Source organism: Chryseobacterium sp. ON_d1, from assembly GCF_006829085.1.
In the GTDB taxonomy this organism is placed as follows: Bacteria; Bacteroidota; Bacteroidia; order Flavobacteriales; family Weeksellaceae; genus Chryseobacterium.
This window is the reverse complement of sequence record NZ_BJTC01000004.1, coordinates 270,515-292,282: the sequence shown is the minus strand read 5'-3', so window position 1 is coordinate 292,282 and position 21,768 is coordinate 270,515. Positions and strand designations below refer to the sequence as shown.

15 protein-coding genes and 1 tRNA gene are annotated in these 21,768 nt (G+C 38.0%); 6 read left to right on the top strand and 10 right to left on the bottom strand.

What is annotated here, in order from left to right:
- Window positions 1-216 precede the first annotated feature (216 nt).
- The 5 genes from CRS_RS08610 (at window position 217) to CRS_RS08590 (ending at window position 8,455) form a co-directional block, all read left to right on the top strand.
- Window positions 217-3,042, top strand: coding sequence for a TonB-dependent receptor (locus tag CRS_RS08610; RefSeq protein WP_142723638.1), 2,826 nt, complete (start codon window positions 217-219; stop codon window positions 3,040-3,042).
- Between the two features lie 9 nt (window positions 3,043-3,051).
- Entirely contained in the window at window positions 3,052-4,350 is a 1,299-nt protein-coding gene (locus CRS_RS08605) for a DUF5690 family protein (RefSeq protein ID WP_142723637.1), read from the top strand.
- A gap of 11 nt (window positions 4,351-4,361) precedes the next feature.
- On the top strand, window positions 4,362-5,516 hold the full coding sequence (locus CRS_RS08600) for a TIGR03364 family FAD-dependent oxidoreductase (RefSeq protein ID WP_142723636.1): 1,155 nt from the start codon (window positions 4,362-4,364) through the stop codon (window positions 5,514-5,516).
- A gap of 7 nt (window positions 5,517-5,523) precedes the next feature.
- On the top strand, window positions 5,524-6,192 hold the full coding sequence (locus CRS_RS08595; protein ID WP_142723635.1) for an HAD-IA family hydrolase: 669 nt from the start codon (window positions 5,524-5,526) through the stop codon (window positions 6,190-6,192).
- A 409-nt stretch (window positions 6,193-6,601) separates the two neighbouring features.
- On the top strand, window positions 6,602-8,455 hold the full coding sequence (locus CRS_RS08590) for an alkaline phosphatase family protein (RefSeq protein ID WP_142723634.1): 1,854 nt from the start codon (window positions 6,602-6,604) through the stop codon (window positions 8,453-8,455).
- Window positions 8,456-8,528: 73 nt separating this feature from the next.
- Here CRS_RS08590 and CRS_RS08585 read toward each other — a convergent pair whose 3' ends face one another.
- The 8 genes from CRS_RS08585 to CRS_RS08550 all read right to left on the bottom strand — a co-directional run bounded on the left by CRS_RS08585 (window position 8,529) and on the right by CRS_RS08550 (window position 19,963).
- On the bottom strand, window positions 8,529-9,014 hold the full coding sequence (locus tag CRS_RS08585; RefSeq protein WP_142723633.1) for a GNAT family N-acetyltransferase: 486 nt from the start codon (window positions 9,012-9,014) through the stop codon (window positions 8,529-8,531).
- Window positions 9,015-9,028: 14 nt separating this feature from the next.
- Window positions 9,029-10,444, bottom strand: coding sequence for a PLP-dependent aminotransferase family protein (locus CRS_RS08580; protein WP_142723632.1), 1,416 nt, complete (start codon window positions 10,442-10,444; stop codon window positions 9,029-9,031).
- A 41-nt stretch (window positions 10,445-10,485) separates the two neighbouring features.
- A complete protein-coding gene (locus CRS_RS08575) occupies window positions 10,486-10,854 on the bottom strand; it encodes a hypothetical protein (RefSeq protein WP_142723631.1) in 369 nt (122 codons plus the stop codon).
- Between the two features lie 233 nt (window positions 10,855-11,087).
- Window positions 11,088-15,893 (bottom strand): DNA repair ATPase, encoded by a 4,806-nt coding sequence (locus CRS_RS08570; RefSeq protein ID WP_142723630.1) that lies wholly within the window; start codon window positions 15,891-15,893, stop codon window positions 11,088-11,090.
- Between the two features lie 150 nt (window positions 15,894-16,043).
- Window positions 16,044-18,065, bottom strand: a complete 2,022-nt coding sequence (locus tag CRS_RS08565; RefSeq protein ID WP_142723629.1) for an SPFH domain-containing protein — start codon at window positions 18,063-18,065, stop codon at window positions 16,044-16,046.
- 123 nt (window positions 18,066-18,188) lie between these two features.
- Complete coding sequence (locus tag CRS_RS08560; protein WP_142723628.1) at window positions 18,189-18,845, bottom strand: hypothetical protein; 657 nt, start codon at window positions 18,843-18,845, stop codon at window positions 18,189-18,191.
- A gap of 1 nt (window position 18,846) precedes the next feature.
- Complete coding sequence (locus tag CRS_RS08555) at window positions 18,847-19,548, bottom strand: PspA/IM30 family protein (RefSeq protein ID WP_142723627.1); 702 nt, start codon at window positions 19,546-19,548, stop codon at window positions 18,847-18,849.
- A gap of 19 nt (window positions 19,549-19,567) precedes the next feature.
- Entirely contained in the window at window positions 19,568-19,963 is a 396-nt protein-coding gene (locus tag CRS_RS08550) for a YbjN domain-containing protein (protein ID WP_142723626.1), read from the bottom strand.
- A 121-nt stretch (window positions 19,964-20,084) separates the two neighbouring features.
- On the opposite strand from CRS_RS08550, the gene CRS_RS08545 reads away from it, so the two are divergent.
- Window positions 20,085-20,705, top strand: a complete 621-nt coding sequence (locus CRS_RS08545; protein ID WP_142723625.1) for a helix-turn-helix domain-containing protein — start codon at window positions 20,085-20,087, stop codon at window positions 20,703-20,705.
- 94 nt (window positions 20,706-20,799) lie between these two features.
- Here CRS_RS08545 and CRS_RS08540 read toward each other — a convergent pair whose 3' ends face one another.
- Both CRS_RS08540 and CRS_RS08535 read right to left on the bottom strand, forming a co-directional pair.
- Window positions 20,800-21,504, bottom strand: coding sequence for a hypothetical protein (locus tag CRS_RS08540; RefSeq protein WP_142723624.1), 705 nt, complete (start codon window positions 21,502-21,504; stop codon window positions 20,800-20,802).
- Window positions 21,505-21,665: 161 nt separating this feature from the next.
- Window positions 21,666-21,749, bottom strand: a tRNA-Leu gene (locus CRS_RS08535).
- Window positions 21,750-21,768 lie beyond the last annotated feature (19 nt).

Genomic DNA, 21,768 nt, shown 5'->3' with positions numbered 1-21,768 from the left:
CTAGTCCTTCTATTTTTGGAAAACATCTACTAAAAACGTTGTCATCGCTACTTCAAACCCTATTTTATCAAATTTCCAAAGGAAAAATACAATTGGTTTTAAAGTAAAAAAGACGTAACAAACCTTGCTCATTTGTTAAACAATACTTAACACAAAATATTTATATATATTAAAATTATTAGCGTGATTTGCATAAAAAATTTAATATATGTAAAAATGAAAACAAATTTAGAGAACTTACTTACCCTTGTTTTTGTCTGTTTCATGGTCTGTGTTTCAGCACAAAAGCAGTTAATTATAGGAGCTGTAGCTGATGACAGCCAGCCTCTCCCCGGGGCTACAGTCAAAATAAAAGGCTTATCTAAAAATATTACCACTGATATTGAAGGAAAATTCACCATCAACGACATCAAAGAAGGCCAGTATACTTTACAGATCAGCTATATAGGATATGATTCTTCAGATATTACGGTTGATCTGAAACCTGAGCAAACAGTTGATCTGGGAATCATCAAACTTTCCCAACTCCGAAAAAAAATTGACGAAGTTGTAGTAACCGGAACCTTAAAAAATACGGAAGCAAGAGCTTTAAGTCTTCAGAAAAATGCCATCAATATTACCAATATAATCGCCTCAGACGGGATAGGAAAATTACCGGACAGAAATGCAGCAGAAACCGTACAGCGTGTACAGGGTGTTTCTATTGAAAGAGACCAGGGAGAAGGAAGGTTTGTTTCCCTGAGAGGACTTCCTCCATTCTGGGCATCTACAACCATTAACGGAAACAGGCTTCCCACCGCAGAGGAGGAAACGACTTCCAGAGCCACCGCATTCGACTTCTTTCCCACAGAACTGATCTCATATGTACATGTAAATAAGTCTTTTACCCCAGATATTGAAGCTGACGGAATAGGCGGTGGTGTCAATTTCATCACTAAAACTCCGCCTATGAAAACAGAATTCAAGGCCACTGTAGGAAGCGGTTATAATGAAAAGTCTGATAAGGGAGTTTACAATCTTGGATTTTTATATGGAGGCAGAACGAAGGATAAAAAATTCGGGTATTTATTCAATTTTGCCCATTTCATCAGAAACTGGTCTACGGATAATTTTGAAGCGCGAAGAAGTGGTGATGAAGGTGTTTTCAGACTTGAACTCCGCGATTATAACGGGGTAAGAAAGACAACAGGGATCAATACCGCTTTTGAATATGTACTGTCTCCAAAAACGACCTTCTATTTAAAGGGAATGTATGGCACATTATCGGATGACGAAACCCATTACAAACACAGAATAAGGTTTGATAAATTCAGCAGCGCCAATAATACAGCAAGAGTGGAACTTCAGAACATCCACAATTTACTGATCACAGAACTTACCTCTGTTTCTTTGGGTGCCGTTCATCATTTCAATAAAGGGAAAATAGACTGGGATCTATCTTACTATGACAACCAATTCAAATATGGAAATATCCCCGATAAACAGAACAATTCTTATTATGTAATCAAATATACCCAATCTGGTGTAGGCATCAATCCTGATTATATTTCAGATCATGGAAATGGCCCAAGAGCCTATTGGAAAGCAGATGGTGGGAAATTAGATTACAAAAACCCGGATGCATTATTCGGCTTCTTTAGCGACCCTAACTTTAAAATGGATGCTTCCAAGATGAGATTTACAGATCTTGAATTTTATAAAGTCTTTGTGGAGGAAAAGGATAAAATCGTAGCGGCATTCAATCATGAAATCAATGCTTCAGACAAACTGACCTTGAAATATGGCTTTAAATACCGTGATAAGGAACGTAATGCAAAATTCTCCGATATTTTTTACAACTGGAGCAACGGAACCGCACCTCTTCTGTCCGATTATTCTCAATATATCACGACACAACCTAACGGACCTAAATATTTAAGTGAAATGAATGCACACATCGGCAATACGTTTGGCCCGGTACTTTCAACCACAGGAATGAACCAGTTCTGGTATGATCATCAGGGAAATCTGAAGATCAATACTGCAGATTCTGAAGTATTAGAATATAACAAAGCCTTAGGAAGAAACTTTGATGTGTTTGAAAAACATGCAGACGCTTATGGGATGGCCACCTATAAACTGAATGATAAGATTACCATTTTAGGAGGAATCAGACTATCCAATACCAATACAAAAGTAAAAGGATACAGTGTAAATGATAATGTACTGACCCCTGTAGAAAATACCAAAAATTATCTGGCTGTTCTTCCAATGGTTCATTTAAAATATACTTTGAATGATAAAACCAATCTTCGTTTTGCTGCGACAAGAACTTTCTCAAGACCGAATTTTGGTGATCTGACCCCGGGAGGAACTTATATTGAAGCAGACAACGAGTTCAAAGGGGGAAACCCAAATCTTAATCCTACGTATTCTTTGAATGTTGACCTGATGGGAGAATATTATTTTTCCAATGTCGGGATTCTGAGCGGTGGTGTTTTCTATAAATCCATTACAGATCCTATTTTCCAGGACTCTTTTATCGGAAATTATAACGGAATCAATGGAGTACAGTTTACAGCACCAAACAATGGAAAAGCAGCATGGTTAGGGGGAATTGAATTGGGAATTAATAAAAGATTTGATTTCCTGCCAGGGTTTTTACAGTACTTCGGGGTACAGTTGAATGCCACCTTCATGACTTCCGAAATGGAAAAGCCAGGTGGAAGAAAGGTAGCCCTTCCTTATCAGGCAAAGGAGTTGTATAATGCCCAGCTTTTCTTTGAGAAAAAAGGATTCAACGCAAGGCTGGCTTACAATTACAAAGGAAAATATGCCGTAGAATATGCTGAAGAGGATATTAATGATTCTTATTATGGTAAATACAGCAATCTGGACTTCGGGGGTTCTTATCAGTTTACCAAATACCTGACTCTGTATGCGGATGTAAACAATATTCTGAACAAACCCCTAATCTATCATTTCGGTAAAAGTGAAGACCGTCCGGAGCAGGTAGAATATTATGGAGTACGATTCAATCTTGGAATAAAACTGAACTTCTAAATCATTACCATGGCCAAAACCATCAGTAAAAAAACATTAGTAACACTGAAAGCTGCCTTTGCCGCTTTTGGTGTTTACTTCTGCATGTACGGTTTCAGGAAACCTTTTACCGTAGCCTCTTTCGAGGGGCTTTCTTATTTCGGGGTTGATTATAAGATTCTTATTATCATTGCCCAAGCTGTAGGATATTTTATCTCAAAATTCATTGGGATCAAATTTATCTCAGAGCTGAAACCTCAGAAAAGACTCACTTATCTGTTTGTTTTCATTGCCATTGCAGAACTTGCGTTGTTAGGATTTGCAGCTGTTCCCGCTCCTTACAATATTATATTTATGTTCATCAACGGTATTCCGCTGGGAATGGTCTGGGGAATTGTTTTCTCCTATATTGAAGGACGAAAAACCACAGAAATCATCGGACTTTTTTTATGTTCAAGCTTTGTGGTTTCTTCAGGTTTTACAAAATCTGTAGGAAAATTTCTGATGGATACTTTCTCGGTTACAGAATTCTGGATGCCTTTTTCAGCCGGACTTATTTTCATAATTCCACTGATCCTTTTCGGGCTGCTTCTTGAAAGAATTCCCCAACCTTCAAACGAAGATATTTTGCTTAAAAACAAGAGACAACCATTGAATGGTAAAGAAAGAAAAGCCCTGATCCAACAATTTTTTGTTCCGATCGTATGTATCATCTTTTTATATATCAGCTTAACGGTTCTAAGGGATTTCAGAGATAATTTCAACCGTGAGATCTGGGACGGACTGCATTTTACTTTTGACAGTTCTGTTTTCACCTTAACAGAAATTCCTATCGCCGTAATGGTTCTGGTGATTTTAAGTTTTATGGTAAAAGTCAAAAACAATAAAAAGGCATTTGCCTATTATCATTACATCCTTTTTGCGGGAATTCTTACGGTAGGACTTTCCACCTATCTGTTTCAGCAGGGTTCTCTGTCGCCTTTTTTATGGATGACGGTTTCAGGCTTTGGAATGTACATTTGCTATATTCCTTTCAATGGAATTTATTTTGACCGGATGATTGCCGCATTTGAAATCAAGGGAAATGTAGGTTTCCTGATCTATATTGTAGATTCCTTCGGGTACCTTGGAAGTGTCTTGATCCTGCTGTATAAAAACTTCGGTTCAGCTCAGACTTCTTGGTTAAATTTCTATATCAATTTAAATTATATCATCACCGTTACGGTTTTCGTTCTTTCGATGATTGCATTTCTGGCATTCAGAAAAAAGTCAAAACCCAAATCTAACTCTAATCAATTCATCAATTTCGATACGTCGAAAATTTTATAAACTATAGTACAATGACAACAAAATTTGATTTAATCGTTGTAGGAGGTGGAATTTTAGGAACATTCCACGCTTATCATGCGCTGAAGAAAAATCTTAAAGTAGCTTTACTGGAAAGAAATTCTTTTCCTCAGGGTGCCACCGTAAGAAATTTCGGACAGGTAGTACCTTCCGGCATGGATCTTAAATGGCAGAATTTCGGAAGAGAAAGCCTTGCCATCTATAATGAACTTCATGATCAGGCAGATCTTACCATCAGACAAAACGGATCTGTATATATCGCTTCAAATGATGAAGAGCTCCAGCTGATTGAAGAACTTTATGAAATCAACAGAAATAATGATTATGAATCTGTTTTATTATCCAAAAGCGACTGCATTAAGAAATTTGACGGACTTCGCTCTGACTATTGTAAAGGGGGACTATTTTTTCCGCAGGAACTTTCAGTAGATTCGGCAGATATGATTGTAAAACTTCATAGGCTGCTTCAGGAGAAAATGGGATTACAGATTTTTTATAACACCACAGTTCTTGAAACCCTTGAAGATGATCAGAAATGTATTGCAGTAGCTGCAGATGGAACAGCATTCAATGCCTCTAAAATCATAATCTGTGGCGGACATGAGTTCAAAACCTTATACCCTAAAGTATTCAATGACAGCGATCTGGAAGTAAGCAAGCTTCAGATGCTGCAGACCAAACCGCAGGGAATCTATTCGCTTCAGGGAAATATTCTTACCGGGCTTTCCGTGAGAAGATACGAATCATTCAGCGAGTGTCCTTCTTTCCAGGAAATCAAGGCTTTAGAAGACCCTAACTCATTTGAGAAGAAATATGGAGTTCATATTTTATTCAAGCAGGCTCTTGACGGTTCTGTCATAATAGGAGACTCTCATGAATATGCAGACGCTAAAAATGCGGATGATCTTGGCTATGATCTTAATATGGAGATTGATGAATTCATGATTCATGAAGCAAAAAAAATCATTGATCTTCCTACATATGAGATACAAAGAAGATGGTTCGGCATCTACTCCCAATGCAAAACAAAAGATATTTTTGAGCACAGTCCATCTTCCAATATTCATATTGTAACGGGTATCGGAGGAAAAGGAATGACGGGAAGCGGCGGCTTCTCTAAGTTTAATATTGAAAAAATTTACGCATAACATTTACATGAAAAATATAGAATTACTGGTTCTGGATATGGCCGGAACAACAATTGATGAAGACAATGTAGTTTACAAAACACTTACCAATGCCGTAAATGATTATGGCTATGTGGTAAGTCTGGAAAAAGTATTATCCAGCTGTGCCGGGATGGAAAAACTGGAAGCCATCACAAGTCTTTTAAAGGAAATCAATGGAAATGTGGAGGATGCTCCTGCTATTTTTGAGAATTTTTCTGATCAGCTGAAAGAATCTTATCAAAATCTGGATGTAAAGCCCATCAACGGAACGGAAGATTTCCTGCTTAACATGAAGTCTCAAAACAAGAAGATCGTCTTAAATACAGGGTATACCTCAGAAATCGCTCATCAGCTTTTGAACAAACTGAACTGGAAGGAAAACATTCATTTTGATGCTTTGATTACTGCGGATGATGTTTCAGAAAGCCGCCCAAGCCCAGAGATGATCCATCTTGCCATGAAGAAATTCAATATTACGGAAGCCAGTAAAGTTTTAAAAGCGGGTGATTCTGTGATTGATATTGAAGAAGGTAAAAATGCAGGCTGCGGACTGACAGTAGCGGTTCTTTCCGGAGCACAAGGTAAAAAAGAGCTTGAAAAAGCATCTCCTGATTATATTCTGAATACGATTTCTGAGGCAGCGGGAATTCTTTAGCAACTTCTTTTTCAACATATTTTTAAATCCTTCCTGACACAAATATTTTCATGGTTTTTCTATTGGAAATGTTTGTGTTTTTTTACCACCCCGTCAAAAATTCTTTGAATTTTCGACACCCCTCCGGAGGAGGGGAATATCGTACGGATCATTTGATATTTGTTATAGCCTAAACTTCCGGCAAACTTTTTTGAACTTTATATTCGTAAAGCATATAACTTAAAATAAATAAAGTCATTCTCTTTTGTGACTTTTGTGGTTAATTTCTAAACTTTTGAGTGAACTTTTTAATTATCAATTAATTAACTTTCAGTTTACAAATATTTACAAATAGTAAATTAATTTTACAATAACTAAAAAATAAATTACTATTTGTAAACTTTCTATATTTAAAAAACTCTTTTTCCCTATGAAAACAAAACTATTCTCAATGGCTGTTGTCATGAGCTGTTTCCTTGGAGCTCAGACCAAAAAAGTACTTTTTATCGGTATTGACGGATGCCGTGCAGATGTGATGATGTCTACTCCTACTCCCAACATTCAAAACCTTATCAGTCAGTCAATCTACTCTACCGATGGGCTTTGTGCTGCCACTACCTGGAGCGGAAACGGATGGAGCACTATGCTTACCGGAGTATGGCATACCAAACACAATGTTCAGGACAATAACTTTACCAGCCCGAACTTCGTCAACTATCCTGATTTTTTAACCAGAGCAGAGACCTTTAATCCTAATTTAAGAACCATTTCTCTGGCTCATTGGTCGCCTATTAACGATAAAATCATCCAAACCGCAGATGTAAAAACCAATCTGGCAACGGATCTTGCAGTAAAAAATGCAGCGGTAACGGCTTTACAGAATGACAACCCAGATATTCTCTTCGTAGATTTTGACGATGTAGATCATGCAGGCCATTCTTATGGGTTTGCGTCAACAGTTCCTCAGTACGTTTCTTCTATCAAGACAACGGATACTTATATCGGAGAGATTGTTGCTGCGATGAAAAACAGGCCTTCTTACAGCAACGAAGACTGGCTGGTTGTGTTAACAACAGATCATGGTGCAATTGAAAGCTCTCATGGAGGCGGAAATCTTACTGAAAGAAATATTTTTACCGTGTATTCCAATCCGGGATTTACTCCTCAGCAGATCAGTAAAACCGTTCTGGAATCCAATATAACCTTTAATCAGCTGACCTTTCCAGCAGGAACATACGCAAAACCAACAAACCAGTCTGCTTTTAATTTCGGGGCCAATCAGGATTTCACCATTGAATTTTGGGTAAAACCTAACACAGCTTATTCCAGTGATCCGGTGATGATCAGTAATAAAAACTGGGCGAACGGAAAAAATAAAGGGTTTGTGTTCTCAGGCTATTCAGGGCAGACCTTTAAGATGAATATTGGAGATGGAACCAACAGAATTGACCTTGTGGGCGGAAAAGTGGAAACGAATAAGTGGAAACATATTGCTGCAAGTTTTGACAGAGATGGTCTTGTAACATTATATGAAGATGGTGTTCCTGTAACCTTTGCTAAAATGGGAACGATTGGAAATATTGATTCCGGGCTTCCTTTAACTTTAAACCAGGACGGAACGAATGCTTACGGCATTAATCTGGCGGCTTCTTATAAAGATGTAAGAATCTGGAAATCTGTTCTTCCGAACGATGTCATCGTAAACTGGGCCAATCAGGACATTACGCCTTCGCATCCTTATTATTCTCAATTATTAGCCAATTGGAAATGTAATGGAACTTCAGGAAATACATTGGCAGACTCTGGTCCAAACGCCAATCATATGACTGTGACGGGTTCTCCTACTTATAATGCGGGTACAGTGAATAATTTTAAGGTGTACGATTATACCTCAACAACAAGAGAAACAGATCATTTCCCTACGGTATTGAACTGGCTTTGTATTCCGGTACAATCTTCATGGGGAATCGATGGAGTTAATAGAATTTTGGCATGTTCCAAAGAGATATTGGCCGCAAAAGAGACCAAGGTAATCGCTGATGACTTTAAAATCTATCCGAATCCTGTTTCAACATTCATCGGAATCCGGTATCAATCTGAGGATAAGGAAATTAAAGCAGAAATCATTGACAGTAAAGGAGCGGTTGTTTCAACGTCACATTTACAGTCTTCAAGAGGTTTTTACGATGAAAAAATCAATATGGGAAATCTTCCGGCAGGTGTGTATTACATTAAAATCAATGGAAGCAAAAAATCACTGACCAAGACTTTTATTAAGAAATAAAACAGTAAAGCAATTAGATTTAAATTTTGATATTAGAACAAGGATATTTCTATCCGAGTTCTAATATTTTTTCTTATTTATTGAAAATCAACTCCATCCGAACATCTGCGCGGTCATACTCGGCTTTACCGATAGGAGTATGAATAAACCCTAATTTTTCATAAAGCTTAATCGCCGGAACCAGGATAGAATTGGTCACTAAAAAGACTTTTTCTGCATGTAATTCTCTTGCTTTTTCCACTAAAGCATTTCCCAGCAGATAGCCTAATTTTTTTCCCTGAGCTTTAGGACTTACTGCCATTTTTGAGAGTTCAAAAGTAAGAGGACGATCTTCTGTTTTTACCAATGCACAGGTTCCTACTGCCTCCCCGTCCAGCAAAGCAAAAACAATGTGTCCTCCTTTATCTAAAATTTCTTCTTCGGGATGATCCAGCAGTTTATAATCACCTGCTTCCATTACAAAAAATGTTTTGATCCATTCTTCATTCAAAGCTTTGAAGGCTTCTTTAAACTGAGGGTCATAGGCTACAATTTTTACTTCATTCTTAATATCATTCATCACTATAAGGTTTATTAAATTCTGTTTTTTATCATTTTCCCCAGCTTTTCCAGGTCACTTTCCACTCTGTCTGTCCATTCCAGAGCGTAGTTCAGACGCATACAGTTCTGATATTGGTTATATTGTGAAAACATTCTTCCGGGAGCAAAATTTACTTTCTGGCTTACCGCAATATCATAAAGATCTTCTGTACAGATCCTTTTATCCAGCTCCAGCCAGAGCATAAACCCTCCTTTGGGCTCCGAGATTTTTGTATTATCAGGAAAGTAATCAATCACCGATTTTTGGATCTGAAGATAGTTGGCATACAGTTTTTTTCTGAACATTCTCAGGTGATGATCATACCGCCCATGGGCAAGGAAATCTGCAATGACCTCTGAAAATAAAGACGGCCCGGAAACAGTCTGAACGATTTTCTGACGGATAATCTTTTCTTTAAATTTTCCCGGAGCCACCCATCCCACTCTAAAGCCCGGAGCCAGTGTTTTCGAAACTGAGCCGGTCCACATCACAATTCCCGCTTCATCATAAAACTTACAGGGCTTGGGCCTCCCTGCTCCGAAGTAAATATTTCCATACACATCATCTTCAACGAGAGGAACATTATATTCCGTAAGCATTTTTACCAGCTCTTTTTTGTTTTCATCAGGCATCTGAAACCCTAACGGATTATTATAATTGACCACAAAACAACACGCGGAAAGCTTTGGAAGCACTTTCTTTAACTCATCCAAATCTACTCCTGTAATAGGATGAGTAGGAATTTCTACTGCCTTGAGTCCCAATAACTGAATGGCCTGAAGGATTCCGAAATAAACAGGACTTTCTACCGCTACCAAATCCCCAGGCTTTGTAACAGCCATCAAACAGTTGTAAACCGCATTCATTGCTCCCGAGGTAATCACCAGATCATCTTCCGTGATTTTGCCTTCCATTACAATAGACCATTTGGCAATTTCCCGGCGAAGCACTTCACTCCCCTGTACGGGTTCATAGTTTGTTCCGCTGTCACCTTTTCTTTTGATCACATCAATCATGCATTTTTTCATTTTGGCAACCGGAAGAAGACTTTTACCTGGAACTCCCAATCCAAACTGTGTGATATCTGTTCCTCCAATCACTCCAAATACTTTATCAATAAGATCCTGCGGGGTATTCTTTTTTTCTGAACCTTTCATCTGAGCTACGGAAGGCAGCGCCAGTTTTCGTTGGGAAGTCTGGCTTACATAATATCCATATTTTGGACGGGATTCTACCAGAGAGCGACTTTCCAGTTCCATATACGCCTGTTTTATGGTATTCAGACTTACATTATATAACTTCTGGGCGCTTCTCAATGAAGGCAACCGGTCTCCAAACTGCAGGGTTTCACTTTTGATCTGCTCTGTGACAGAATTGGCTATTTTAAGGTACAGAACATCTTTAGACATAGAATCTGGGTTTTACGTAAATGTACAATTTTATCCCGTATTTATTCAGGATTCAGCCAGTTGATCATACTGCTGATGCTGCTTTTTAATTGTTTCGGATCTTTGAAATTGGCGGTATTATTATTTTTTAAATATCTTTCGGCACGGGAAAAGAAATTTCTCTTTTCTCCCTCTGTCATCCTGTTTTTATCATAGATTTTGAAAGAAATTTCATCTTTTTCATTCACGATAAGGCTGGCAAAAGCAATAGCATCCTTTCCTTCTTTAGCCAAAAGAAAAGGAAGTCCGAAACTTGGATCTGCTAATTTCAGATTCTGCGTTTCCAGAAAAATATTTTTAAGCATCAACATGTCTGATATATAAGCTTCAGCATATTGAAACGATTTCTGATGTTGAATGATTGTTTCCATATTTTCTTCTTTAGCTAAACAAAATTATGGAGTATTTGATCCTGGATACAGATACAGAACTATACAATATTATGGGTACAGATTTTTTACTTCATTACCTTTATCTATTGTGGATTAAGTGTGATTCATTTACAATCAGTGCTCACTTTTAAAAACGTGAGAAAAACGCATATAAAAAAACAGGCTGCTTCTATTTTGAAACAGCCTGTCTGCTACTATTTAAAGTTTCATGCTTATTGTTCAGCTTTTTTAAGGGCTTCCTTGATTCCTTCCAATCCGTCACCAAACTGGGCAAGCAGTGCTACAATCTGTGACATTCTATCATTCTCACCCAATCCTTTTAAAGTTTTATTTTTAACAAAGGTTTTCTTTATTTCATTCCATCGCTCTGTTTCTTCTACCGAAAGAATTCCTATCAGCTCTTTTAGTTTCAGCATATTAGATTCTGCCCCTGTTGTCAGCGTCTGGGATTCATTCTGATAGTGATTCAGGACAATCTGAGTAACTTCGCTGTCTTTCAGGATCGGCTGTATCTGTGCAATCAGTTTATTCATATTACGGTAAGATCCCTGCAGCTTGAATGGCGGTTCACTTCTGTAATCGTCTGACATGGCTGCGGATGCAATATATTCTTTGTTCACCTTCAACACCATATTTCTCACCATGATCGTGTTTTTCATTACTGCTCTGAAATCTGATATTTCACTGGAACTAAAGTTTCCTTTCAGGTTATCGGCAGGATTATCTGTAATCACACAATCATAGAGCTCATAAAGGTTTTCCATTCCCGGATTTGTTAATCTGGTGAGATACTCGTTAGACATCAGAGCATTTTCAATAAGGCTCAGGTCAAAAAGGTCTGTTTTCGAGCCGGATATTTCTCCCAAATTGTAAGTGTCTGAACGGTTGGCTAACATGTCCGGGATTTTAAACTTTTCTCCACTCTCCGTATAGGGGTTTCCAGCCATGACAAGGCAGAATCTTTTGGGCCGAAGATCATAAGTTTTACTTTCTCCATTGTAGATTCCTTCGATTTTTCGCTGTCCGTCAGCAAGAGAGATAAATTTCTGTAAAAACTCAGGATTACAGTGCTGAATATCATCAAGATAAAGCATAACATTATCTCCCATTTCCAGCGCAAGATTCAGTTTTTCAAGCTCCTGTCTCGCACCTGCATTTTTGGCTTCGGAAGGGTCCGTTGACACAATATCATATCCTAAAGACGGACCGTTGATTTTCATAAATACCAATCCCATACGTTCTGCCATATATTCCATCAGGGTTGTTTTTCCGTATCCAGGAGGAGATACCAGAAGGAGCATTCCCATCCTGTCTGTTCTTTTGTCGGCACCCGCTGTTCCCAACTGCTTGGCAAGGTTCGCTCCGATGAGAGGAAAATAAACATCATTGATCAGTTTATTTCTTACAAATGAGCTTAATATCTGAGGTTTAAAGGTATCCAGTTTTAGTGCTTTTTTCTTTTCATCTACCCAACTGTATTTCAGTTCCTGCAGACGTTTATATTGGGGAACGGTAACGGTATTAAAATAGTTCAGCCGGGATACAAATTCAAAATAGTTCACATGATATTCTGTATCTTTTTCCAGAGACTTTAGCTCTTTTAGCGCTACTTCACAAGCAATGTGTTTGATATTTTTCGGATCAAACTTCTGGGTGATCAAAAATCCTGCTGCTTCCTGTACCGTATTTTGATCAGCATTAGAGTCAAATGCCTGTAATGCGCCTTCAGCAATATAATAACATGCCGAAGGATATTGATACATAGCCTGTAACTGAGCCATAAACTCCAGGTCTTTGCCTTTTTCTTTGAGTTCTTTCATGAACAGTTCATACAGAATGGCTGCTTTTTCTGAGATCAGGAAATTTTCTTTGTTCTCTTTTTTCAGGTAGATGGCAGCATTGATACAATCTGTTTCTTTAAAAATACCATGGGCCGATGCAAATGATTTCATTTCTTCTGAAAGCTCTTTGCTCAGATGTTCAAATTCCTGTTTTACAATGAATGATTGGGCAATAATAGATGCAGCCGCAAACTGTTTGGTATAATATTCCTTTCTTTCGGTTCCAAGGAAAAACCAGAAAAGCTGGGCAAGTGCTCTTTCCTGTGCTGTAAACCTCATCAGTCCCAGCTCATTGTGTATCTGCTGCAGTTTGAGAACAATTTTTTCGGCATCTTTATCATGGACCCCTTTTACCAGTCCTTCCCCAAAATGCTGTGAGGTAAAATCCTGTACAGCCTTTTCATTCTCTGCTTCCGAGGTTATTTCCTGATGAGCGGAAAATACGTTCCAGGCAAGATATTCAAATCTTTTTACCTTGTTGTTTTCTGAAACAAATTCCTGATTCCATACATCTTTGAATTCATCTGCAGTGAAATTCAGAGGCTCATAAAAGCCTGTTCCGGTAAGGTGATAGTAGTATTGGGCATTTCTCAGCACCAGCGTAAGATCCAGTTTCTGCTGATTGACGGCAAATTTATAGTCTCCTAACGCAATAATACTTTGCCCGTCCGCATAGATCTCTTTTTTATCTTTCAGTTTTCTTACTGCTTCCTGCTGCTGAGTCTTTAACAATGTCTGAATCTCTTCCGACTTTGCTGAATCTTCCCATTCTGCAAGCTGTCTGGATAGGTCTCTCACTTTCTCTACCATAAGATCTGCTGCAAAATAGCCATTGATCTCATTTTCAGAATCAAAGGATTCTGCTTTGGTCTGTACGGATTTCAGAATTCTCCGTGCTGCATCAAAGAGATTCTGAGTCCTTTTATTTCTTGCTTCGGTAAGCTGTACTCTTTTATTCTGAAAATGTCCGTAAACTTCTTCTCTTTTGCTTCCAATCTGCCCTATAAATTCTTCAAAATCAATAAATTTCGTCTCCATTTCTTCCAGCTGGATGGAAAGCTTGGTCAGATATTCATCACATTTTTCCGGGGTTTGTGAAAGTTCAAGAAAGTTGATTACAGACTGATCAAATAAAGTAATCTGGGCCTGAAAATCCGAAGCAAGCTCTTTTCCTGAAATTTCTCTTTTTCTTTTGCTGAGCTCAAGCCTTTCCTGATTCAGCCTGGCAAAAATCACTGAGATGTTTTCAATGATCTGAGTAGACTGGGAAGTATCTTCTATTTTAAGATTGTTGACAATATCCACCAATAATTCCAGCTTCCCGGAAAGGGTATTGATATTTTCTTCTATTGTTTTAGCGTCTATGGCTTTCTGCAGCTCAATAATGTCTGCTGATATCTGCTGCGCTCTTTCTTCATATGGCAATAATGCTCCTTCCTGAAGCAGAAATTCCACACAGGCATTTGACAGTTCTGTATAGCGGTCTGCAAGCGATTTTTCCAGTGTATCCAGCAGAACTGTGTCTGCATATTTGAGTTCCCTTGCTCCTGTAACTTCTCCTCTTAATACTCTGATATGAGAAAGGGCATCAATGTATTCTGTAAGCTGAGAATAGTGAAGTCTTTTGGTATCATCCAGAATTTTCTCACAGGCCTGTTTTATTTTTTCTAAAGCTTCTTCTGTATTTTTCCTCTGTTCTACTACTTTTTCGTATTCATTGATGGCAGAATGAGCAATGGCTCTGATCTCCTTCAATGGAACATCCAGCTTCTGGACCTCATCTTCACCAAGGAAATAATAGGTATCCAGAATAAATGTAGAAAGCTTTACAATATCATTATAAAGACCACTGTAAGAATCTTTTTTGTTCAGAAGGGTGATCAGTTCCTGGCTTTCCGCCATCACTCTTACGATATCCTTGTTTCCGATTTTATAAATTAAGCTGTCTGCCTTTTCAGTATTTGGCAGCAATTCTTTAGAAAAAGGAGTCTGCCAGATCTGTGCAAGGTGATTCTTTGTGGTTTCTGTACTTTCCCGAAGATAAATCAGTTTTCCATCATCAAGAAAAGTAAAGCCACTGCATCGGATGGGTGTTTCAATGGTCTGGGTGATAATATTATAGGAGATCAGCTGATAATTATTGGTTTTATCATCATAAAAAACGTATAAAAAATTTTCACCGTTGGGCTCTATAACCGTTTTCAGATAGTAAAGCCTGTTCTGATCCTGGGAAATTACCTTTAGTCCTCCTGTCTGAAGAGCATAACCGTTTGAAAATAGTACACCCTGGTTTTCCGGAAGCAGAAGTCCCGAATATTTAAGCGCATCTGCTCTGGAAACTGTTTTTTCTTTGTGATTATAAATGAAATAACGTTCTGTTTCCTGATAGGGTTTTATTTTAAACAGAACAAGATTATCCAGATCACAGAAATGAATCTCGGCATCGTCCAGATTCTGGTCTTTATGAATCACGTCTTCAGAATAAATTCCTTTCCCAGTATCTGTATTGTCTTCTACCTTGATGGTGATATCGCCACCAATGCTTTCTACAAAGACTTTATCTGCAAGAGAAATATGAGGATGTTTCCCGGATCTCTGCATATCTCTCGTTGCCTTTGTCCATGCAAAACCATGCTGCTGAGGGTATGAGGTCTCGGAGGCACTTCTTGAATCTACATAGATCAGTTGATTATCTTTGATCAGCCATTTAAAAGCTTTGATATCTGTAGTACTTTCTGACAGCTGGAAAACCATATAAAGGTAGTTTTCTGTGAAAGCAAATCTGGCAAAGAAAGTATTTCTGTAATATTTGTAAAGATTTTTGAATTCGTCAATGAAAACCTCATCATTGATCAGGGTGTAATCCTGAGGTTCAAACCGGTCATTATTAATTGTATATATTGAGAAAACATCCGAAATATGGATTTCCGTCTGAAGTCCAAGGTGTGCATTTGATCCGAATATCAGGTGGTCACCCAGTGAATAGATATCTTTGGCAATACAGCTGTGATCCGTAGAAATTCTTTCATTGGCTACAAGCGAAAAATCTACTCCGCCAAATATATTTTTACGGCTTTCGTTAAGCTGCTGAAGTCTCTGAATCAGGTCATTCTTCTGCTCATTTAAACGGTTCTGAATAATTTCGTAAGTTCCGGAATTAAGTTGTTCTGACATCATTTTTATTTAGGTTGTCATGACTGCTGCAGGTCTGCAGGTCTTTGTATAACTTTGGTACTTTGAAAATTTTTTAATCTAAACCTTATAGGTTTTGAAAACCTATAAGGTTTGAGGCTTAAAGTCTCTTAAAGCATCTAAAAGACTTTTGTATTAAACGTGGTTATTGTTCACCGGTTTATTTTCCACACCGAGGTGTTTAGCCATATCAAGCGCTCTTTCCAGAATTCCTTTTTCCTGTTGAGTGGCAACACTGTTCAGTTTAAAGATCAGGGAAGCTATACTCATATTTTTGATATCGTCTGAGGAAATTTTGTATTTGTCTACCATTCCCATCACTTTTCCGATGATATTTTCTCCATCGCCCAGAAGATTTTCTTTTACAATCTGTGCGTTTTCGCTGTGGCTGATGAATTTGTCAAGCCCTTTTCCTGCAGAAACCTGCCTGATAACGTTGTCGAAGAAAGTATTGTCACCTCCTACAATATCAATTTTTGCAGATTTGAAGGCTTCTGCCAGTACCATAGACTGTGCTTCTGCAATATCTTTCTGAATTGCAATCTGAGCCAGCTCCACATCTTTTTCTTTAGCAAGCTGAAGACGGAATTCTTCGTGTTCTTTTCCGGCATCGTTCAGTTTCTTCATGGCTTCTGCCTTCTCTGTAATTCCTGCGGCTTCTGCCAATGCTTTTTCTTTGATCACTTCTGCCTGCGCAATTCCTTCTTTCTTGGAGGCATCTGCTTTTTTCTCAATCACCACGGCTTCTACAATTCCCTGTCTTTCTGCAGCATCTGCTTTTGCATGCATTACCTGAGCTTCAGATAATCCTACGGTAGCCTCTTCTTTGGCTTTTGCATCCGCGATGATTTTTCGGGCTTCTGCTTCTTTTTCGGCAGCATCTCTTTTTGCCTGTGCTTCAATGACGTATTTCTGGGCATCTTTCTCGGCAGCCAATCTGCGGGATTCTGCGGCTCTTGTTTCTTCAATCAGTTTTTTCTCAGCTTCCTGAGTGGCAACGGTAATTTCTACCTGCTTGTTTCTTTCTGCTGTTTTGAAGGCTTCCAGGTCTTTGATTCCCTGCTGCTCTTCCACAACGGTTTTCTCCATGGTCAGACGCTCGCGGATCGCATCCTGAATACTTTTCTTCTCAAGTTCTATGGCTTTTTCTTTTTCAATTTGTGCAAGAGAGACAATTCTTTCTCTTTCCGTAGCTTCAAGCGCTTTATCTTTTAGTACTCTTTCTGTTTCTACCAGATCTGCACGTTCTTTATTTTTAGCAGCAATAACGACCTGGCGAAGCTTGTTTTCTTCAGCAATCTGCAACTTTTCTTCTGTAGCAATGCGAACTGTTTCATATCTCAGACGTTCTTCTTCTTCTACTTTCAGAATTTCTGCATTTTCACGTGCTTTGATATTGGCCACTTCTCTTTTTTGAGATTCTTCTTTTTCTGCCAGCTGTTTTTCAAGCTCAAGAATTGCTTCCCGGGCTTCTACGTTCTGTTTTGTAATGGTTTTTTCTTCATCACGGCGAACCTGATTGGCCTTAATATTCTGAGTGGCTGTAAGCTCTGTAATTTTTTTAATCCCTTCAGAATCAAGGATATTGTCTTTATCTAATTTATCAATGGAAGTCTGCTCAAGATAGTCTATCGCACAGTCATCCAGAACATACCCATTAAGGTCTGTCCCTATAATATCAAGGATTTCCTGACGGAATTCGCTTCTTGCTTCGTATAATTCGGTGAAATCAAATTTCTTTCCTACTGTTTTAAGGGCTTCTGAAAATTTTGCTTCGAACAGTTCTCTTAATGTCTGGGCATCTGAAGCACGCTGACAACCAATGGTTTGACCTACATTCACGATATCATCTACTGATTTGTTGACACGGATAAAAAACGCCACCTGAATATCTGCTCTCATATTGTCTTTACAGATTAATCCTGCTCTTCCCTCTCTTGAAATCTCCAGCTTTTTTACGGAGATATCCATAGACTCCATACGATGGATGATGGGAATGACAATACCTGCATTAAAGAAGACTTTTGTACCTCCATAACCAGTTCTTAAAATAACGATTCCCTGAACGGTCTTTTTATACATCGATAAAATCCAGAAAATCAATCCGACTGTTGCTACTACGGCAACAATTATTCCAGCAATTAAAGGTAAGTTCATAGTTTTATAAGTTTATAGTTTATATATAGATTGTGTTTTTGTTTATAAAAATTGGCAGACGATATCCAGGATATAGGCTATCAGGATCAAAAAAATAGTTATCATGGTTATTAGTTTTTTATTTTAATATCTCATTGACCGCTGTACGTAGTAGATCCTTTTTTCAGGTTCTTCATCTACAATCATGACGCGGCTTCCGTGTTCCAGCCTGCTACCGTCCTGGCTTCTCACCATCAGAGTCATAGGATCACTTCCGATAAAGACTTCCATCATTCCTATTTTATCATCCTGAATGCTTGATTTCAAACGGCCCTCTCTTCCTAAAAAAGCATACGATAATTCACCTTTATGATTGATCTCTTTAAAAAAGGGATTCAGGGGCTTCAGAATGATTTTAGTTAACAGCATTCCTCCTATCATTAGCGGGAATAAAATCAGTATTCCGGCCCATGTTGGTAGTGGTATAAAATAATTCAGATAAAATGAGCCCAGCCATGTGATCAGCAGTGAAAGCGTAAGAAAGTACGTCACCGGAACGATATCCAGATTCAAAAATTTCAGGAAGTGCATCCATGCCGAAGGATCATGATCAGGCGTGTGAAGATGGCCGTCCGGAACATCTATATCTGCATCTGCATCCAGATCAGAATGAATACCTACATCGATATCCAGCCCTGTAAGAATGGTAAAGAGCCAATAGATCACTGATAGCCCAAGCAGGACCGTCAGCACTGTATTCACCGGAGAAAATGCTACATTTAAAAATTCCTGAAAGGTCATTTTAGCCTTTTTTTAGTGTTTCTTTTAATCTGTTTAAAGCTTCTTCAGCTTTTGTATCGTTATTGTTTACCATGGCATCTATTTCCTCATCAATACTTTTTGCTGACTTCGAAATATCAGAATAGGCTTCTGCAAGGGCCTCCTGCTGTACCACCCGATCTTTCAGTTTTTCCAGCATGCTTACTGTACTTCCGGTATCCATCTGAGTCATCTTCTGATTGATATCTTTCGTGGCTTCACTTACCTGAACTCTTGCCCTCAGGGTTTTCAGCTCATTTTCCCATTTGGCGATACTGGACTTCAGATGATTGATACTTCCCTGCATCTTTTCGCATTCATCGTATTGCTTTTCGTGTTCTTTCTGAAGAGTTTTTGCATTTTCCAGGGAAGCAGTCTGTTTTTTCAGGGCTTCTTTGGCAAGGCGGTCTGCTTCTGCAGCTTCCACTTCTCCGTTTTCAGCTTTCTGTACAATGACAACAGCCTTATTATAATAATCTTTAGCCGTTTGCTCTTCTGTTTCTGCTTCATTCTTTTTCCGAATAGCAAGAGCTTTTAACTGGGCAAGCGCTTCTATGCTTTTTGCCAGCTGTTCTTTCATTTCACGGATACCCTCTTCCGTTAAATTGATTGGGTCTTCAAAGCTTTCGATCACAGAATGGATCTCCGCTTTTCCTATTGTTAACAATCTTTTGAAAATGTTCATTTTAAATATCTTTTGTGAATTACTTACTCATTTCCAGCATTTCTGTTGTAAATTCCCCCACAAGGATCCCTAAAGAATTGATGGAAGCCATCACTTCGTTTTGTGCCATATTATCAGTTGGAAGCGTATCTCTGAAAATCACCCGTCTTCCGGTTCCGTCCAGCACAAATGCCCCGTGAACAATGTCTCTGTTTTTCTGAAGCAGTCTCAGAAATATTTTTTCGGATGGATTTTTGATTTCAAAAAGAAACTGCTCCATGATCAGAATAGAGTCTGAAATGATCAGGATCATATTTTTTATCCCGTTGGATTCTTTTTCAATGATTAAGATTCTCTGAGTTTCATCTTCCAACGTGATGTTAAACTCATAATCTAACAACCACTCTTTGACCGTTCTGAATATTTGATTTCTCATAATGGCTGGTTTAGTGTTTTATTTTCTCTACACAAATATAAAATAAAATTTTCAAAATGCAAATATTATTAGCAATTATTTATTTCAGATTCTCTATCTTTGCAAAAAAGATTAGACAAAAATGAGCTTCTTCGGAACTAATATTAAGAAAATAAGACAGGTGAAAGGACTAAGCCAAAAGGCTTTTGCTGATTTATTTGATTTAAACAGAGGAGTCATAAGCTCTTATGAGGAAGGCCGTGCCGAACCTAAGATTGAAACCATATTAAAGGTTGCGAATCATTTTAACCTCAATCTTGACAAATTACTGACTGAAACCATTCAGGTAAATCAACTGGTAAGTGTTTCTGATATTGATCAATTGATGCTTTTTCCTGAGCTGGCCATTCAAAACAGCAAAGAAGCACAGGTAAAAACGGAAGAAAATAATCCCAATTCAGCAGTTTTGCAAAAAATATTAGCATCTGTTGATCTCGTTTATGAATTTACTGCTGAAAAACATTTGCTCCAACACTATCAATATGGTGATATTTTATTTCTGAATAAAACAGATCTGAAAACGGACCCTATTAACAATTTGCTGGTGTACACCAACAAAAGCCTTCAGTATGCAACTGACCATCAGTCTATAAACAAAAACAACCAGGAATATTACAAGATCGTAGGATATGTTTCAACTGCTGAGAAAAATATTTTCACAGGCATTTTTGAAAGACTGGAAAAACTGGAAAGTAAATCATGAAGAAATTCGGTCATTAATCAGATCAGAAATAAAAATCCCCTAAGTAAATGATTACTTAGAGGTATTATTAAATGAGATTTTAGGGCTAAAAGATTTATTTAAAATCTTTTTCCTCAATATTTTTATTATAGTACAAATCTACAAGTCGAACTTCCTGATTTCCACTTTCAGAAATAAAAGTCGATTTAGTAGCATACCAAAGTTCCCCGAATTTTTTATAATCACTCTGTAAAACCGTTGAAAAGGCATTCTTTTCACCATTTTCCACTGTTTCCTCTTTACTCAGAAAAAATGATTTTACATCATAGTACAGGTAAGTCACTTTTCCGGTTATATAGGTGGCCTTTATTTTATAATACATCTTTTCGGAATTTTCTTCAATAAGTTCAATCTTATATAACTTGGGATCTGTATAAGCAAGTTCATTCATGATGTACTTTCTGTCAGCCTTATCTTTAAATTCAGCCTGGTCAGCCACCTTTCTTTCTCCTTTTACCAATTCATAACCTGTTTTACCATCAAACCACGATCTGTAAACAATCCTTCCCTGATATTCAATTTCAAAACTTCCTTTATTGGGCACCATTTCCTTTGTAATCCAATTCACATTCCGCCCGTCCATCACCGTTTCAGATTTGGTATAAAGCGTTTTTATACTGCTCAGAAGTTTTTTTCCACCTTCTGCCTGAATAGCTTTTTCAATAATTTCCCTGGCTTTGTTTTCGCTGGATACTTGTGAGAATAATAGGTTAGAAGCAGCTATCATGCTAACGACTATAACAGTATTGAATAATTTCATGGTTTTGTTTTTTCTGAAGCAAATGTACCAAAAGACATTCTATGGTTTCTATTTTTTGGTAGAATATTTTAAAATTATAATGAATTCAATATAAAATCAATGAGAAATATGCTCATTAAAAAACAAAAAAAGCCCTCCGTAATATCTTACAGAGGGCTTTGTACCCCAGACGGGACTTGAACCCGTACGTCCTTGCGGACACAGGATTTTAAGTCCTGCGTGTCTACCAGTTCCACCACCAGGGCATGGTGTGGGCGAAAAAAA

What these genes read in the sequence shown, in the direction of transcription:
- CRS_RS08610 (WP_142723638.1), top strand. Translation starts at nt 217, where the DNA reads ATGAAAACAAATTTAGAGAACTTACTTACCCTTGTTTTTGTCTGTTTC.
- CRS_RS08605 (WP_142723637.1), top strand. Translation starts at nt 3,052, where the DNA reads ATGGCCAAAACCATCAGTAAAAAAACATTAGTAACACTGAAAGCTGCC.
- CRS_RS08600 (WP_142723636.1), top strand. Translation starts at nt 4,362, where the DNA reads ATGACAACAAAATTTGATTTAATCGTTGTAGGAGGTGGAATTTTAGGA.
- CRS_RS08595 (WP_142723635.1), top strand. Translation starts at nt 5,524, where the DNA reads ATGAAAAATATAGAATTACTGGTTCTGGATATGGCCGGAACAACAATT.
- CRS_RS08590 (WP_142723634.1), top strand. Translation starts at nt 6,602, where the DNA reads ATGAAAACAAAACTATTCTCAATGGCTGTTGTCATGAGCTGTTTCCTT.
- CRS_RS08585 (WP_142723633.1), bottom strand. Translation starts at nt 9,014, where the DNA reads ATGAATGATATTAAGAATGAAGTAAAAATTGTAGCCTATGACCCTCAG.
- CRS_RS08580 (WP_142723632.1), bottom strand. Translation starts at nt 10,444, where the DNA reads ATGTCTAAAGATGTTCTGTACCTTAAAATAGCCAATTCTGTCACAGAG.
- CRS_RS08575 (WP_142723631.1), bottom strand. Translation starts at nt 10,854, where the DNA reads ATGGAAACAATCATTCAACATCAGAAATCGTTTCAATATGCTGAAGCT.
- CRS_RS08570 (WP_142723630.1), bottom strand. Translation starts at nt 15,893, where the DNA reads ATGATGTCAGAACAACTTAATTCCGGAACTTACGAAATTATTCAGAAC.
- CRS_RS08565 (WP_142723629.1), bottom strand. Translation starts at nt 18,065, where the DNA reads ATGAACTTACCTTTAATTGCTGGAATAATTGTTGCCGTAGTAGCAACA.
- CRS_RS08560 (WP_142723628.1), bottom strand. Translation starts at nt 18,845, where the DNA reads ATGACCTTTCAGGAATTTTTAAATGTAGCATTTTCTCCGGTGAATACA.
- CRS_RS08555 (WP_142723627.1), bottom strand. Translation starts at nt 19,548, where the DNA reads ATGAACATTTTCAAAAGATTGTTAACAATAGGAAAAGCGGAGATCCAT.
- CRS_RS08550 (WP_142723626.1), bottom strand. Translation starts at nt 19,963, where the DNA reads ATGAGAAATCAAATATTCAGAACGGTCAAAGAGTGGTTGTTAGATTAT.
- CRS_RS08545 (WP_142723625.1), top strand. Translation starts at nt 20,085, where the DNA reads ATGAGCTTCTTCGGAACTAATATTAAGAAAATAAGACAGGTGAAAGGA.
- CRS_RS08540 (WP_142723624.1), bottom strand. Translation starts at nt 21,504, where the DNA reads ATGAAATTATTCAATACTGTTATAGTCGTTAGCATGATAGCTGCTTCT.